This is a genomic window from Bacteroides cellulosilyticus, from assembly GCF_020091405.1.
Classification (GTDB): domain Bacteria; phylum Bacteroidota; class Bacteroidia; order Bacteroidales; family Bacteroidaceae; genus Bacteroides.
Genome location: NZ_CP081903.1, coordinates 2,983,427 through 2,999,111, shown reverse-complemented (window position 1 = coordinate 2,999,111; position 15,685 = coordinate 2,983,427). Strand labels below are relative to the sequence as shown.

14 protein-coding genes are annotated in these 15,685 nt (G+C 45.8%); 7 read left to right on the top strand and 7 right to left on the bottom strand.

Annotated features, from left to right (window positions below; all coding sequences use genetic code 11):
• Position 1: 1 nt before the first annotated feature.
• Together ftsH and K6V21_RS10765 are read left to right on the top strand one after the other, a co-directional pair.
• On the top strand, positions 2-2,098 hold the full coding sequence (gene ftsH, locus K6V21_RS10770; RefSeq protein WP_217715416.1) for an ATP-dependent zinc metalloprotease FtsH: 2,097 nt from the start codon (positions 2-4) through the stop codon (positions 2,096-2,098).
• Positions 2,099-2,119: 21 nt separating this feature from the next.
• Positions 2,120-2,962, top strand: coding sequence for a phosphatidate cytidylyltransferase (locus K6V21_RS10765; RefSeq protein WP_007212352.1), 843 nt, complete (start codon positions 2,120-2,122; stop codon positions 2,960-2,962).
• Positions 2,963-3,013: 51 nt separating this feature from the next.
• On the opposite strand, the gene K6V21_RS10760 is transcribed toward K6V21_RS10765, so the two are convergent.
• The 7 genes from K6V21_RS10760 to K6V21_RS10730 form a co-directional block, all read right to left on the bottom strand.
• Positions 3,014-3,775 carry a NigD-like protein gene (locus tag K6V21_RS10760; RefSeq protein WP_044262437.1) on the bottom strand — a complete coding sequence of 254 codons (762 nt, stop codon included), beginning with the start codon at positions 3,773-3,775 and terminating at the stop codon, positions 3,014-3,016.
• Between the two features lie 163 nt (positions 3,776-3,938).
• On the bottom strand, positions 3,939-5,075 hold the full coding sequence (lpxB, locus tag K6V21_RS10755) for a lipid-A-disaccharide synthase (protein ID WP_224321762.1): 1,137 nt from the start codon (positions 5,073-5,075) through the stop codon (positions 3,939-3,941).
• An 11-nt stretch (positions 5,076-5,086) separates the two neighbouring features.
• Positions 5,087-5,851: a 5'/3'-nucleotidase SurE gene (gene surE, locus K6V21_RS10750; RefSeq protein ID WP_044262530.1), complete on the bottom strand. Its 765-nt coding sequence runs from the start codon at positions 5,849-5,851 to the stop codon at positions 5,087-5,089.
• Positions 5,852-6,008: 157 nt separating this feature from the next.
• Positions 6,009-6,500, bottom strand: a complete 492-nt coding sequence (locus tag K6V21_RS10745; RefSeq protein WP_224321761.1) for a DUF4625 domain-containing protein — start codon at positions 6,498-6,500, stop codon at positions 6,009-6,011.
• Positions 6,497-8,656: a TonB-dependent receptor gene (locus tag K6V21_RS10740; RefSeq protein WP_224321760.1), complete on the bottom strand. Its 2,160-nt coding sequence runs from the start codon at positions 8,654-8,656 to the stop codon at positions 6,497-6,499. The genes K6V21_RS10745 and K6V21_RS10740 overlap by 4 nt, the downstream gene beginning before the upstream one ends.
• Before the next feature lie 81 nt (positions 8,657-8,737).
• Positions 8,738-9,052: a hypothetical protein gene (locus K6V21_RS10735; protein ID WP_394799628.1), complete on the bottom strand. Its 315-nt coding sequence runs from the start codon at positions 9,050-9,052 to the stop codon at positions 8,738-8,740.
• Between the two features lie 72 nt (positions 9,053-9,124).
• Positions 9,125-10,408 (bottom strand): ATP-binding protein, encoded by a 1,284-nt coding sequence (locus K6V21_RS10730; RefSeq protein WP_224321759.1) that lies wholly within the window; start codon positions 10,406-10,408, stop codon positions 9,125-9,127.
• Between the two features lie 512 nt (positions 10,409-10,920).
• On the opposite strand from K6V21_RS10730, the gene K6V21_RS10725 reads away from it, so the two are divergent.
• From K6V21_RS10725 to K6V21_RS10700, 5 genes are all read left to right on the top strand, one after another.
• Entirely contained in the window at positions 10,921-11,430 is a 510-nt protein-coding gene (locus K6V21_RS10725) for an HU family DNA-binding protein (RefSeq protein ID WP_224321758.1), read from the top strand.
• Positions 11,431-11,807: 377 nt separating this feature from the next.
• Positions 11,808-12,572, top strand: coding sequence for a ParA family protein (locus K6V21_RS10720; protein ID WP_007215132.1), 765 nt, complete (start codon positions 11,808-11,810; stop codon positions 12,570-12,572).
• A gap of 17 nt (positions 12,573-12,589) precedes the next feature.
• The gene (locus tag K6V21_RS10715; RefSeq protein ID WP_007212341.1) at positions 12,590-13,477 is read left to right on the top strand and encodes a ParB/RepB/Spo0J family partition protein; all 888 of its coding nucleotides are present in this window, start codon (positions 12,590-12,592) and stop codon (positions 13,475-13,477) included.
• Positions 13,478-14,323: a DUF5683 domain-containing protein gene (locus K6V21_RS10710; RefSeq protein WP_224321757.1), complete on the top strand. Its 846-nt coding sequence runs from the start codon at positions 13,478-13,480 to the stop codon at positions 14,321-14,323.
• Positions 14,324-14,357: 34 nt separating this feature from the next.
• The gene (locus K6V21_RS10700) at positions 14,358-15,665 is read left to right on the top strand and encodes a lytic transglycosylase domain-containing protein (protein ID WP_224321756.1); all 1,308 of its coding nucleotides are present in this window, start codon (positions 14,358-14,360) and stop codon (positions 15,663-15,665) included.
• Positions 15,666-15,685 lie beyond the last annotated feature (20 nt).

Below are 15,685 nucleotides of genomic sequence, written 5' to 3'. Positions count from 1 at the left end.
TATGGACAACAATAATAATAACGCTAACAAAAAGCCCAATAAGGTAAATATGCCCAAGTTCAACCTGAACTGGCTGTATATGATCATAGCTATGATGCTTCTGGGCTTGTACATCACCAATGAAAACAGTACCGGAATCAAAAGTGTCTCTTATGACGAATTCCAGCAATACGTACGTGACGGCTATATGAGCAAAATCATCGGTTATGATGATAACTCTGTAGAAGCATATATCAAGCCGCAATACGTTAAAAACGTATTTCAGGCAGACTCTAGTAAAGTGGGTAAAAATCCCATGATTACGACTGAAGCACCATCTCGTGAAAGCTTGGGAAACTTCCTGCAAAAGGAAAAAGATGAACTGCACTTTGACGGTTCTATCAACTACGAAAAGAAACGCAATTATTTCGGGGTCGTACTGTGGCAGATTCTGCCTATTGCCTTCCTTATAGGTTTCTGGATATTCATGTCACGCCGTCTGAGCGGTGGTGGCGGTGCAGGCGGTGGCGGCATTTTCAATGTCGGTAAATCGCGTGCCCAACTGTTTGAGAAGGGGACTCCCGTAAAAGTGACATTCAAAGATGTAGCCGGACTTGCCGAGGCCAAACAGGAAGTAGAGGAAATTGTGGAATTCCTGAAAGAACCGCAAAAATATACAGACCTGGGAGGTAAGATACCCAAGGGCGCATTGCTGGTAGGCCCTCCGGGAACCGGTAAGACCCTGCTTGCCAAAGCTGTGGCAGGCGAGGCCAACGTACCGTTCTTCTCACTGGCTGGTTCCGACTTTGTGGAAATGTTTGTCGGTGTAGGTGCATCACGTGTACGTGACTTGTTCCGCCAAGCCAAAGAAAAAGCCCCCTGTATCGTGTTCATTGATGAAATTGACGCCGTAGGTCGTGCCCGCGCCAAAGCTGCCGCAATGGGTGGAAATGATGAACGCGAAAACACATTGAACCAGTTATTGACAGAAATGGATGGTTTCGGTTCCAACAGCGGTGTAATTATCCTGGCTGCTACCAACCGTGTAGACGTTTTGGATAAAGCCTTATTGCGTGCCGGACGTTTTGACCGCCAGATTCATGTAGACCTTCCCGACCTCAATGAACGTAAGGAAGTATTCGGCGTACACTTACGCCCCATCAAAATAGATAATACGGTAGACGTAGACCTGTTGGCACGCCAGACCCCGGGCTTCTCCGGTGCCGATATCGCCAATGTCTGCAATGAGGCTGCACTGATCGCTGCCCGCCACGGCAAAAAGTTCGTAGGCAAACAAGATTTCCTCGATGCTGTAGACCGTATTGTTGGTGGCCTGGAAAAGAAAACGAAAATCACTACGGAAGCGGAACGTCGTTCCATCGCTATCCACGAGGCAGGACATGCCTCCATCTCCTGGTTGCTGGAATATGCCAATCCGCTGATTAAAGTAACGATTGTTCCACGCGGACGTGCGCTGGGCGCTGCCTGGTATTTGCCCGAGGAACGCCAGATTACCACCAAAGAACAAATGCTTGATGAGATGTGCGCCACATTGGGTGGACGTGCCGCTGAGGATTTGTTCCTGGGACGTATTTCGACCGGTGCCATGAATGACCTGGAACGTGTTACAAAACAGGCTTTCGGCATGATCGCCTACCTCGGAATGAGCGAAAAGCTGCCCAACCTCTGTTATTACAGCAACGATGAATATTCTTTCAATCGCCCGTACAGCGAAAAAACAGCTGAACTGATTGACGAAGAAGTGAAGAATATGGTGAACGAACAGTATGAACGTGCAAAGAAAATACTTTCCGATCATAAGGATGGGCACGCCAAACTGTCACAGTTGCTGATAGACAGAGAAGTTATCTTCGCAGAAGACGTAGAGGAAATCTTCGGAAAACGTCCTTGGGCTTCCCGTTCTGAAGAAATCAGTGCAAACAAGATTTCGGAAGACCTTAAGAAAGCCGAAGAAGCAGCTGCCAAAGAAGCCGTGGAGAGCGAAAAAGAAGTAAAAGCGGAAGAAGAAAACAATGTTGAAGGCGGAACAGAAACCGGCAAAACAAAGGTTTCAGCAGAAGGTACCAAAGTTTCTGTAGAACGACCCGCAAAAGAATAAAGAACTAAAAACGGAATTACCGTGAAAAGCAATTTCTTAAAACGCGCCATCACAGGTGTGTTATTCGTAGTAGTATTGGTGGGCTGTATCCTATACAGCCCCCTTTCATTCGGTATCCTGTTCACCATTATCGGTGCACTGAGCGTACACGAATTTGCCCACCTGATAAACCAAAACGGTGAAGTACAAATCAATAAAACAATTACCGCTTTAGGAGGCGCTTATCTCTTCTTGGCCGTAATGGGCTTTTGTCAATCTACTATCGGAGCCCAGGTATTTCTGCCTTATCTGGCATTACTGCTTTACCTGATAATTACAGAACTGTATCTGAAAAAGAAAAATCCCATTGGCAACTGGGCCTTTTCCATGTTAAGCCAGCTGTATGTAGCATTACCGTTTGCGCTGCTCAACGTATTGGCTTTCCAATATAACCCGGCAGAAAGCAGCGTGACCTACAATCCCATCCTACCACTTTCCATCTTTGTATTTATATGGCTGAGTGATACTGGAGCATATTGTGTAGGCTCGTTAATCGGCAAGCATCGTTTGTTCGAACGTATTTCCCCCAAGAAATCATGGGAAGGAAGCATCGGTGGTGGTGTGTTCTCTATTGCTTCTTCATTCGTATTCGCCCACTACTTCTCATTCCTGTCTGTTTGGGAATGGGCGGGACTGGCACTGGTTGTTGTCATCTTCGGTACTTGGGGTGATCTGACGGAGTCGTTAATGAAGCGCCAGTTAGGTATCAAAGATTCGGGTCACATCCTACCCGGCCACGGTGGAATGCTCGACCGTTTCGACAGTGCTTTACTGGCAATCCCCGCAGCAGTGGTTTACCTCTACGTTTTAATGTTGATGAAATAAAAAAGGCCGGAGGAATTCACATTCACCCGACCCTACACAAAACACTTTACTTTATTTCAATTGCATCTTTGAGAAATCTAAGCTAGAAGCTTTTTGGGAATTATCCGATTGTTTTTCAAAGGTAATTTCGACTTCATCGTTCACTTCTGAATTCAGTTTCAACTTGATACCTTTCGTTTCAGAAGTTATATTCAATTCTTTCAGATTGAATGACACTAATCCGGGAGCACGAACTCCACTCAGGTCATCATAATCATTGTATCGAAGTTCCAGATGAATATATCCGTCATCATTACCTTCTTCTGCTAAAGGAACCTCGGCATCTTCTGCACGTTGTACCAGACTGATGCGATGTTTCGTACCCGAATTCTTCGGCAGATTCTGCATAAAGATAACGTTCATATATCCCCCACTGATGGTGATATCCCCTTTATAGATAAATACCGGATCATTACCATATTCCTCATCATTCTCCGATGTCAGCGGTTCCACACTTTTCGTCAGGGCATGCCAGATCTTCTCAATCTTCACGGCATGATCATATCCTTCATAATTATCATAGATGGGATTAAAGATTGTTATTATACGCTGCCCGTCTACAGGCTGATACCAACCCATATTAGTATTAATAGGCCAAAGCGTTCCCCAAGTGTCACTTTCCAGATAGAAAGTATTCCCCTTCACGCGTACGGTGCTCCAATTCGGATAAGAAAAATCACCGATAGAGTATCCGTCATCTAAATCATCGCATGATTGCAACGCAGGTAGTACTGCCAAGCACATCATAAAAAATAGCCAATGTAATCTCTTCATAATCAAAGTCCTTTTGCTTGTTTTCGTAAAAATTGTTAGTTCATAATCTTTCGTGTATTCTGACTATAAAATACGAAAGCCGGGCATTTACTGCACCGGCTTTATCTCTTTTAACTATTTTATATCCTTTTGAAGCAAAAAGACTTTCATTATGTTAGGAATTTCATTTTCGCAACAGGCGTATCATCTCTTGCGCAGCATGCTTCGGTGCACCGGCATCTCCCAGACGCGATGCCATATACTCATAACCTTCGAGCATCCGTTGCCGATACTCCTTATTATATAAGATACGTTCCAGTTCGGCACGGGCCTGCTCTACTGTCATCGTATCAGCCACGAGCTCTTTCACCACCTCACGGTTTGCAATAAGATTCACCAATGAAATATACTTTACCGTCAGTATATGACGGCGCAGGAACGAAATGACCTTCCCTATCGGCGTATGATAGCAAACAGCCTGCGGCACCCGAAACAAGGCCGTTTCCAGCGTAGCAGTTCCCGAAGTTACCAATGCAGCTTCAGCCTGTTGCAGCAAACGATAGGTTTGTCCGAAAAGGATCTTTACTTTCGCACCGCCTATATATTCATAATAATAGTCAGGAGAAATACCGGGCGCACCGGCCAAAACCAATTGGTACTCAGGAAAAGCAGAAGCTGCACGAAGCATATCGGGCAAATTATCTTTTATCTCCTGCTTCCGGCTACCCGCCAGTAAAGCGATGATCGGCTTAGACTCCAATCCGGTCTCACGAATAAAATCATCGTACGTTTCAGGATGTTCCGCACGAAAAGCAGTCACTTCATCTACCGTAGGATTGCCTACATAATGTATCGGATAATGATGCTTGCCTTCGAAAAACTCCACCTCGAACGGCAGAATGGAAAACAATTCATCCACATCCCGCTTGATATTCTTGATACGGTATTCTTTCCACGCCCATATCTTCGGAGAGATATAATAATAGACCGGGATTTGCGTCTTAGCCCGCAGGAACTTGGCAATATTCAGGTTAAAACCGGGATAATCCACCAGTATCACTACATCCGGCTGCCATGCCACGATATCCTCTTTACATCGTTTCATGTTGGCAAAGATTGTGCGCAAATGCAGTAACACCGGGATAAAGCCCATATAAGCCAGTTCCTTATAGTGCTTCACCATCGTTCCACTCACTGCTGCCATCAGGTCGCCCCCGAAGAAACGGAATTCCGCCTGCGGGTCTTCAAACTTCAAAGCAGCCATCAGGTGAGACGCGTGTAAGTCACCGGAAGCTTCACCGACAATCAAGTAATACTTCATATCAAATCAGATTAGAACCAGCTTTGCAGTTCATCTATAAGTTCGTAAGCCGTAACATCCACCTTGGTCGGAGTAATAGCTACATACCCGTTATCAAGTGCCCAATGATCATTCTTTTCATTATCGGAATCGGTATTCTGGAACTCACCGGTCAGCCAGTAGTAATGGGTATCACCGCGATGCGCGAAATTCTCCCATTCATTGGTCCACTGTCCTTTGGACTGTTCGCAGACTTTAACTCCCTTGAGTTCCTGTACATTGGGGAAGTTTACATTAAGGCAAGTCAACGGAGGCAGCCCCTTTTCCAAAACCTGACGGGCTATCTCACGGATATAAGGACCAGAAGGCTCAAAATCAGGATTCGGATCATGACAGCAAAGAGAGAAACCAATGGAAGGCACACCTTTCAGGCAACCTTCAATTACCACTCCCATCGTACCGGAATAATGCACATTCACGGCAGAGTTATCGCCGTGATTGATACCACCGACTATCAGATCGGGTTTGCGATCGAGCACCGTATGTAAAGCAAGTTTTATGCAGTCTACCGGAGTACCGGAGCATTTATAAACTGTCAGCCCTACATCTTTACGAACCAACTGGTAATGAATGGGTTCCGTTACAGTCAGCGCACTTGCACTACCCGAACGCGGCGCATCCGGCGCCATCACAACTATTTCTCCCAGCGGACGAAGAAACTTAACCAACTCACTAATGCCTTTTGCAATGACACCATCGTCATTGGAAACCAATATCAAAGGTCTCTGATTTTCCATATTCATCTTTATTTTCTATGCAAAAGTAGGCAAAAATAAAGAAAGCACCTAATACAATACTTTGCTTTTGTTGTCCCAAAGTTTGCGTTTCATTCGATATATCGAATAAAAATAATACAATATTGTTCGATATATCGAATAAAACCAGCGTAAACCGTTATTCTTCGTGATGCCCGTCATCTCCTCCCGTCGCACTCAACACGATATTGCGTGCGACATGCGCCTCATTTCCGGCAGCATCCGTACAGTAAACCATCAGGTGATAATCTCCCGGAGTGGCATTAACCGGTATCACGATATCATGATGATGGATATGAGCCGTCCTTTGTTCCGAAACATCGTAAGACTTATTAAAGGTGAAATCAACAGTCGTCTCAGCAGTGCGGGTATCATGCGAATGATGGTCGAAATTATTGTGAATCTCTATCTTGTACGATTTCAACATGACATCATCCGATAAGTCCATCTCAAAATGTACTCCGTGTTCACTGCCTATTGCCAGCACTCCGCCTTCGGCAGGTGATTTAAGATCAATCACCGGTTTTGTAGTATCACTAAGCGGATTGTCGCTGTCTCCGCAAGCAGTAAGTAATGAGACACTTATCACTAAAAGGGAAATAATCATCGGGAAATAAAATCTTGTTTTCATTTGAATAATTTTTTAAATGGTACTTTAATTAATAATTGAAAGTTTCGCCCCGGTTCGGGAATCTCCACTTTCCGATAAAAACTGAGATGATTGTAATACCGCGTATTGAATAGATTACGGACAGTCAAAGTAATCTCCACTTCCGTTCCGGCAACGGGTAAATCAAGAGAGCCAGCTATATGAAAGAGGTTTGCACCCGGCGTGCGGTCTTCGTTGCGATCCACACGATTTTGCTTGGCTATGCTCTGCCATTCGGCATAAAGCATATACCGCTTCCTTTGCCAGATGAGCGTGTTGCGCAGCGTGGCAGGTGGAGAAAAGCTCAAAGGAATACGTTCATCACAATTGTAGGTATAGACATACTCACCGGATAGACGGTAGTTGAGAGTGGGCAAAATAGTCAGTTCCACACTCGCCTCCGCTCCGGCAAACAAGGCTTCCGTCTGCGTATAACGGTAAATCTGTCCCGTATGGGGTAAAACAGACCATTCCCCCGTAGGCCGCAGAAAGATATAATTGCTAAACCAATTGACGAAAGGAGAAACATATACGGACCATCTCCCGTACTTCAACTGATAAGAAGCATCCATCTGCCAACCCTGTTCGGACGAAAGTGTAGCATCTCCCTGTTCATGACGGAATGTGCCGTGATGCACACCATTCGAAGCCAGTTCATTAGCTCCCGGAAGACGAAAACTCCGCCCGACATTTACCTTCAACTGATGCCGCGTCGAGGGCGTCCATACCACACCCAATGATAAAGAATAGTCGCCAAAGCTCCTGTTTACCCGACGACTGTTCCACCGGTAGAACTCCACCTGCTCTTCATCATACCCCTGTTCCTGCAAATAAGTAGCCAGGTAAGGATCATCATGGGCAAAGACACGCATGCGACCATAGTCATACCGTACACCTCCACTGACGGATAATGTATTATCCGGACGATACGTCGTAAGCCAGGATATACCGGTAGTAAAACGATCATATTCCGGCAACAAGAAAGAATAACCGGAAATCGTATTTCGCTGGAATTGAGAGTCCCACCCCATCCGATGTTCCCAAGAAGAAGAGCCGATCCACCGTCCTTTTGCCGAAAAACTGAAAGTATTCAGATTAAAGGCCAGTTCTTTGTCAGGATCAGTTTCCGGCAGAGGTTGTGTTCCGTAATGGGTATGAAACGCACTCCATTCCTCGCGGTGATTGTTCTGATAACCGATATCACCCGACAGAATAAACTTCTCCCAGGCATACTGCTGATGAGTGGTTACTTTCAGGTGATTTACCTTACTGTAAGGAAGATCGATGTTCCGGCTGTCACCGTCGTCTTCCAGACGTGACAAGTCGGGAACTCCATGTACTCCGGGGAAGAACCCTGTCTTCTGAAAAACATTGGACACAGCGAGATTCGACTTATATCCCTTCTTCTGATATTGGGTAAAGAAATTGACGTTACGTTCCCATCCCGCCGTATTTTTCAGCCGACGACCGTAGACCGGCATCTTCTGAGTCAGATAAACAATCGTATCTGCCGGGATACGGTAATCTCCAAAGCGCTGTTCCGAGTAACGCAACCGCGTATACCAGGCATTTCTTTTGATACCCAACATCAGTGAAGCGCCTATGGTTCCGTTCACAGACTTACCCAACAGCGTCACGTCGCCAAACAACATATTCTCTGCCGGCACCTGCACCGGAGCAATGTCAATCACTCCGCCCATGGCGTCACTGCCGTAAAGCAGCGAAGCAGGACCTTTCATTACATTCACGGCATCCACATTGAAAGCATCCAGCTCCAGACCGTGGTCTGCACCCCACTGCTGCCCTTCCTGTTTGATGCCATTCTCCAATACAGCCACCCGATTAAAGCCCATGCCACGAATCATCGGCTTGGAGAATCCCGAACCGATATCCATAGCCTGCACGCCGGGGATATTTTCCATAGCCTGCATGAAGTTACCCGTGAAATGTTTCCGCAAGAAATCCCTGTCAGCCACTTCGAGCGTAAGTGCAGTCTTTTTGTTCTGAAGCTGTTGATAGGTTTCCGCTATCACGACTTCAGGCAAAGCTACATTACGGACTGAATCAGATTCCTGCGCATGGACGGAAAGGGTTGTACACAACATTCCCATCACGCCCGGAATAATTCCTATACGCATTGATTACAATCTTAATTTAGAATAAAACAATGAGAGGCAAGCTACAGAAAGCCCGTCTCCACATGAATGTAAATTATGTAATCAAGCTATGGGAGGTGCGCGTAGATAATGTGAATAAGACAGTGTATAAACAATCTTATCCTGATGAACAACCTGCTCAAATGTGATGGGCGTTAAGATGCAACGGAAGTCAACAGACTGCGCTTCCGTGAAAAGAGAAAGAGAAAAGTGACAGATAGCACAATCATCGGACGAATGGCGCGGATGATCTGCATGGGAACAGGAAGCCGCATGCTCGTCCTCGTGATGGTGAAAAGCCTTCACCACGAAGAACGGCAGAAGTGCCATCATCAGCACCCATGCTATAACTACTCTCTTCTTTCCGCTGTTATTCACTTTCTTAATCGACAAGTATTTGAATAGGCTGCGAAGATATGTATCTCTGGCTAAAAACGCAAACTCTGGTACTTAATATGTGTTACCGCTCCGGCTTTTACCAATCTGAATAAGCCATTTCCAGATAGGCAACACCTCTATTGAAAGCCCATCCTTTTCTATTACCCGTTCATCATTACGAGTCACAATCTGAAGTCTTTCCGCATTCAGGAACTTAGCCGCCTTCACAATTCCATTGACTTCACGCTCAAAAGTCTGCACATCCGAAATATTATATGAAACCTGAATCAACCAACTTTCCTCCGGTATATAGAAGTCAACTTCTATATGCTGATTGTAGAAATAAACCTTTTCTCCAAACTGACGATGCAAGGTTATCGCAACAAGATTCTCCAACAATAAAGTTTCCGGCCGGAAAATAAACAAATTCAAGATTCCATTATCAATAAAGTAATATTTACGGTTACTCTCACGCTCTGCGAACCTCGCAGCATAGTTTTCCAAACTGAATATAAGCCAAGTCTCTTGCAGATAGCCCACATAATCAATAATGGTACGCACCCCCACACTTTCTCCCGCTGAAGAAACTATATTCTTCAAACGATTATAAGAAGAAGGTTGCATCACGCTCTCCGCCAATTTTTTCACCAACAACCGCATTGAATCCGAATTACGCAAAGAATAACGGGCAACTAAATCGCCGAAAAATATCTTCTGATACAATCCGCTCAACCATGAACGCTTATCTTCAAAAGAAAGTAGTTCCGGAAAACCGCCATTATAGAAATAAGTATCAAAACTACGCACCACCCCATTTCTAGTACCCGGTGTATAAAGCCAATTTGATTTCAATTCAAATCCTTCGAATTTTAAAAATTCCCTAAAGGAGAATGGATATACATTCTGTATCAGGAAACGCCCGCCCAAGGTCGTAGCAATCTCAGAACTCAGCATTTTAGCATTGCTTCCCGTAACAAATACCCGATAGCTCTTATCTGCCAGTCGACGAACAAATTTTTCCCAGCCTGGCACAATCTGTATCTCATCCAGAAAGAAAATTGGACGAAAAGAAAATGTTTCTTCATACACCCGCTTTATCTCATCCAAATCTTCCGACTTCAGTCCTATGAAACGTTCGTCTTCAAAATTAAGATAGAGAATTTCTTCTATATCAACTCCCCTTTTCATCAGCTCATGGATCCGTTGAAACATAAGATAAGACTTTCCGGCACGGCGAATGCCTAAAAAGACATAGTTCCCGTTGTCTTCAAACTTGAAAGGACGTTGCAGCAACTTCACATTCTGAACAAACTCCTGATTTTCACCTATAATCTGTTTTATCAGTTCTTGATCCATCTTCTTTATTTGTTTTATATACGCAACACAAATATAGGATTTTTGTTTCATATACGACACAAAATCCCTATATTTTTATTTCATATACAATACAACCTAACGAAAGAAACTTCCCACCGCATAAAGAGGCACGTTCACAAAAATCAGGAGGAGTTTCCTCCATCCAATCACATTTTCAGGAGGAGTTTCCCGCTTTAAGCGGCTAAAAGGAGGAGAAGTTTCGGTTATTTAACGTCCGCGCTGCAGCCTCCCCTCCCCATCACGCACATCTCCCTTACCTTTCCCCCGCAAAAAGCTTGCATATCTACTGAAGCATGATTACCTTTGCCGCTCAAGATGGCATCTTGTGTTGTTCAAGATAGCATCTCATACTACACAAGATGCCATCTTGAGCGGCTAAACAAAGGGAGCTACAATCCATAGGAATATGAGTTCCAAGCATTAGGGTACTATGCTGCTAACATTGAGAAGCATAGGCCTCATCAGCAACATCAATCAACAAGAACAAAGATATGGGAATGATTTATTTAGTAAGGAAGAAACTCTTCCGCTCCAAGGAAGGAATGAAGCAACTGTATTACGCTGTGCAGCGCACCCTGCAACCACGCGGCGGAGTAACTACCGAAAAGCTGGCACAGCGCATGGCCAGCCGTAAAGGCATGAGCGAAGGCGACGTGCAAAGTGTACTGGTGGACCTGCCCAAATACATAGAAGAAGCGCTCAGAGAGGGCGAGTCCGTCACCATCAGAGGACTCGGCTCCTTCAACCTCGCCATAACGAGCGAAGGCTTCGAACATCCCGATGACGTGATGCCGGGCAAGGTGCGGGTTTCACGCATCTACTTCAAACCGGATCGCACGTTGGTGGGAAGGCTACGCCAAGACATGGATTTCTTCCGTTACCCGCTAAGCAAGTACTTCCCCCACGAAATGCTGCGCCCCGAAACGCTGGAACGCGAACGGGTACAGACCAAAAATAAGCCGGAAGACGAAGCAAAGGATATTGATACGGTAACAGGCTGAAAGCACTGAAAGCCGTCCCCGACCGGAGATTTCAGTCTAAACACCTTACACACAACGGCCTAAAGCCGCTGAAAGAGATGAAAGTGCAGAACGCATGATTATTCGCACAAACCACGCCCCAAATGCGGACAGGCACTTAAAACAAATCTTAATCTTCTGCAAGCGAGACAAAAAAGATATTTCATTTCAAGATAATTACGTATATTTGCAAGCTGAACAAGAGAACGAAAAGTGCCGGAACAGGTCGAAATGAAATAAAACGGCTTTGAGTTATTAACAAAAAAGGCGACTTATCAACAGATTTTGCAATCTTTCTCTTTTTTAGTAGGCGCAATACGGAATTATCACTTATTTCGCTGCCAATAAACACTAAGATTATGGGAAAAATTATTGCTTTGGCAAATCAAAAAGGTGGTGTAGGAAAAACAACGACTACGATTAACCTCGCAGCCTCACTCGCCACCCTGGAAAAGAAAGTGCTCGTTGTGGACGCAGACCCGCAGGCAAACGCCTCTTCCGGTTTGGGTGTCGACATCAAGCAGTCGGAATGCACTATTTACGAATGCATTATCGACCGGGCTGATGTCCGCGAAGCCATCCATGACACCGAGATTGATACACTGAAAGTGATATCCTCACACATAAACTTGGTGGGCGCCGAGATAGAGATGCTCAATCTGAAAAACAGGGAAAAGATATTGAAAGAAGTACTTGCCCCGCTGAAGGAAGAGTTTGATTATATCTTGATAGACTGCTCGCCCTCACTGGGACTGATTACCATCAACGCACTGACCGCAGCCGACTCTGTGATTATCCCCGTACAAGCGGAATACTTTGCATTGGAAGGCATCAGTAAGTTGCTGAATACAATCAAAATTATCAAGTCGAAACTGAACCCGGCACTCGAAATCGAAGGTTTCCTGCTGACCATGTACGACTCACGCCTGCGCCAGGCCAACCAGATTTATGATGAAGTGAAACGCCACTTCCAGGAACTGGTGTTCGAAACCGTGGTGCAACGCAACGTCAAACTGAGTGAAGCCCCCAGTTATGGTCTGCCTACCATCTTGTATGATGCAGACTCCACAGGAGCCAAAAACCACATGGCACTTGCCAAAGAACTGATTAGTCGCAACAATTAACTTAAAAACGAAGAACCATGGCACAAAAAAGAAATGCATTAGGACGCGGGCTCGACGCTCTGCTCTCAATGGACGAAGTGCAGACCGAAGGCTCTTCTTCCATCAACGAAATAGAGTTGTCGAAGATTGTCGTCAACCCGAATCAGCCACGTCATGAATTTGACGAAACGGCACTTCAGGAACTTGCCGACTCAATCTCTGAAATAGGTATCATTCAGCCCATCACCTTGCGTAAGCTCTCGGACGATGAATATCAGATCATTGCCGGAGAACGCCGCTTCCGCGCCTCGCAACTTGCCGGACTGACAAGTATCCCCGCCTATATCCGCACCGCCGACGACGAAAACGTCATGGAAATGGCGCTTATCGAGAACATACAGCGCGAAGACCTGAATTCTGTGGAAATCGCTCTTGCCTACCAGCACCTGTTGGAACAATACGGCCTGACGCAGGAACGCCTCAGCGAACGTGTAGGTAAAAAGCGCACTACCATCGCAAACTACCTGCGCCTGTTGAAGCTGCCTGCACCTATTCAGATGGCCATACAAAACAAGCAGATTGACATGGGGCATGCCCGTGCACTCGTCACTCTGGCCGATCCGAAGCTGCAAGTGAAGATATTCGAAGAAATCATCGAGCACGGATACTCCGTACGCAAGGTGGAAGAATTAGTAAAATCTCTGAGCGAAGGCGAAACCGTGAAAAGCGGCGGACGCAAGATAGCTCCCAAACGAGCCAAGTTGCCCGAAGAATTTAATATGCTGAAACAACAGCTATCCGGCTTCTTCAGCACCAAAGTGCAGCTGACCTGTTCGGAGAAAGGAAAAGGTAAAATCAGTATCCCGTTCAATAACGAAGAGGATTTAGAACGTATTATCGGCATACTCGATACTCTAAAAAAATAAATGACGAAAGGAACTAAAACATATCAATGGTGTATCGCCCTGCTGCTTTGCCTCGTGCAGACGGCAGGGATTGCTATGTATGGGCAGGACCGTCCGCGTGCCGCTGCCAAACGACAGCAAAAAGAGCTTGCGGACACATTGCGGAAGATATCGCAAATTGTACCGGATAGCCTGGATGCACTAAGCGATCCTATTCTGCAACGGGTTTCAACCGCTGATAGCCTCGCAGTAGCCGACAGTATTGCTGCCGAAAATAAAAAGCGTTTGTTGGAGATGACCTCCGCCCCCACCCCGCAAGTGCCCGATACGCCAACGGACAGTCTGAACAAAGAACTCAATAAAAAAGTTTTTATTCCCAATCCGACCAAAGCGACATGGCTTGCTTTGGTAATTCCGGGAGGGGGACAGATCTACAACCGGAAATACTGGAAACTACCTATTATATATGGTGGCTTTGCCGGATGTGCATATGCACTGACCTGGAACGGGAAAATGTATAAAGACTACATGCAAGCGTACAAGGATGCCTCCAAAGGCAACTGGGATGCCAGCAGTATCAACGACCTGCTCCCCCCGGGATATGTCAAAAAGGTTCCCCAGACACAAATAGTAGAAACGCTCCGAAAACGAAAGGATACATACCGTCGATATCGCGACCTGAGTATCTTCGCTTTTATCGGCGTTTATCTGATATCGGTTATCGATGCGTATGTAGATGCGGAATTATCTAATTTCGATATAACGCCCGACCTCAGTATGAGAATAGAACCGGCTGTTATCAACAACCAATATAGCACCGGTACCTCCAATAAATCCGTCGGACTGCAATGCAGTTTCCGTTTTTAAATGAGAATAAAGCCATACCAAAGAATAATCACACATGAAGAATAAATCTGTAAATATGAAGAAGTTTATCGCCACTCCGTTCCTGTTTTGTCTGTCACTCTTCACCTTCCAGGTGCAAGCGCAAGAAAGCGTGGATGTACTCATCCGCGACAACGGGACGGAAAGGAAGGAAAGCATCGAACTTCCTCCAAGTATGACCTATCCGCTGGACAGCCTGCTCAACGACTGGAAAGCAAAGAATTATATTGATTTAGGCAAAGATTGCAGTACCTCCACCGAGAATCCGTTTTTCAGTGATTCCGTCTACATCGACCGTCTCAGCCGCATCCCTGCCGTGATGGAAATGCCATACAATGAAATTGTACGTAAATTCATAGATATGTACACAGGACGCTTACGCAATAATGTATCGTTCATGCTGAGCGCCTGCAATTTCTACATGCCTATCTTTGAAGAGGCACTCGATACTTACGGACTGCCCTTCGAACTCAGATACTTGCCCATTATCGAATCCGCTCTCAACCCTTCCGCCCGTTCGCGCGCAGGAGCTCGCGGACTGTGGCAGTTCATGCTGGCTACCGGGAAAATGTATGGCCTGGAAAGCAACAGTCTCGTTGACGAACGCTGCGATCCAATCAAGGCTACCTGGGCTGCCGCGCGCTATCTGAAGGATCTGTATGCCATTTACCAAGACTGGAATCTGGTGATTGCCGCCTACAATTGCGGTCCGGGCACCATCAACAAAGCCATCCGCCGTGCCGGAGGGAAAACGGATTATTGGGAAATCTATAACTTCTTGCCGAAAGAAACCCGTGGATATGTGCCCGCGTTTATCGCCGCCAACTATGTGATGACCTACTACTGCAAGCACAACATCTGCCCCATGGAAACCAACATTCCCGACGCAACAGACACAGTACAGGTAACAAAAAACTTACATTTCGAACAGCTTGCCGATATCTGTAGCGTGAGTATGGAAGAGATCAAAAGTCTTAATCCTCAATATAAAAAGAATATAATTCCCGGTGAAAGCAAGGCGCAAACCCTCCGCCTGCCAATGAATTACATCAGTACATTTATCGACAGCCAGGACACCATCTACGCCCACCGTTCTAATGAATTATTCAAAAACCGCCGTACTGTAGCCATCCCCGAAACCCGCTCTACAGCAAGACGCGCTACAACGGGCAACGGGAAGCTGACTTACCACAAGATACGGAGTGGCGAAACACTGGGTGCCATTGCAGGTCGTTATGGCGTCACCGTCAAACAACTTCAGAGTTGGAATGGATTGCGCAATACCAACATTTCTGCCGGAAAGCAATTGAAGATATATAAATAAAGGCACAAATGCTTGCGTGA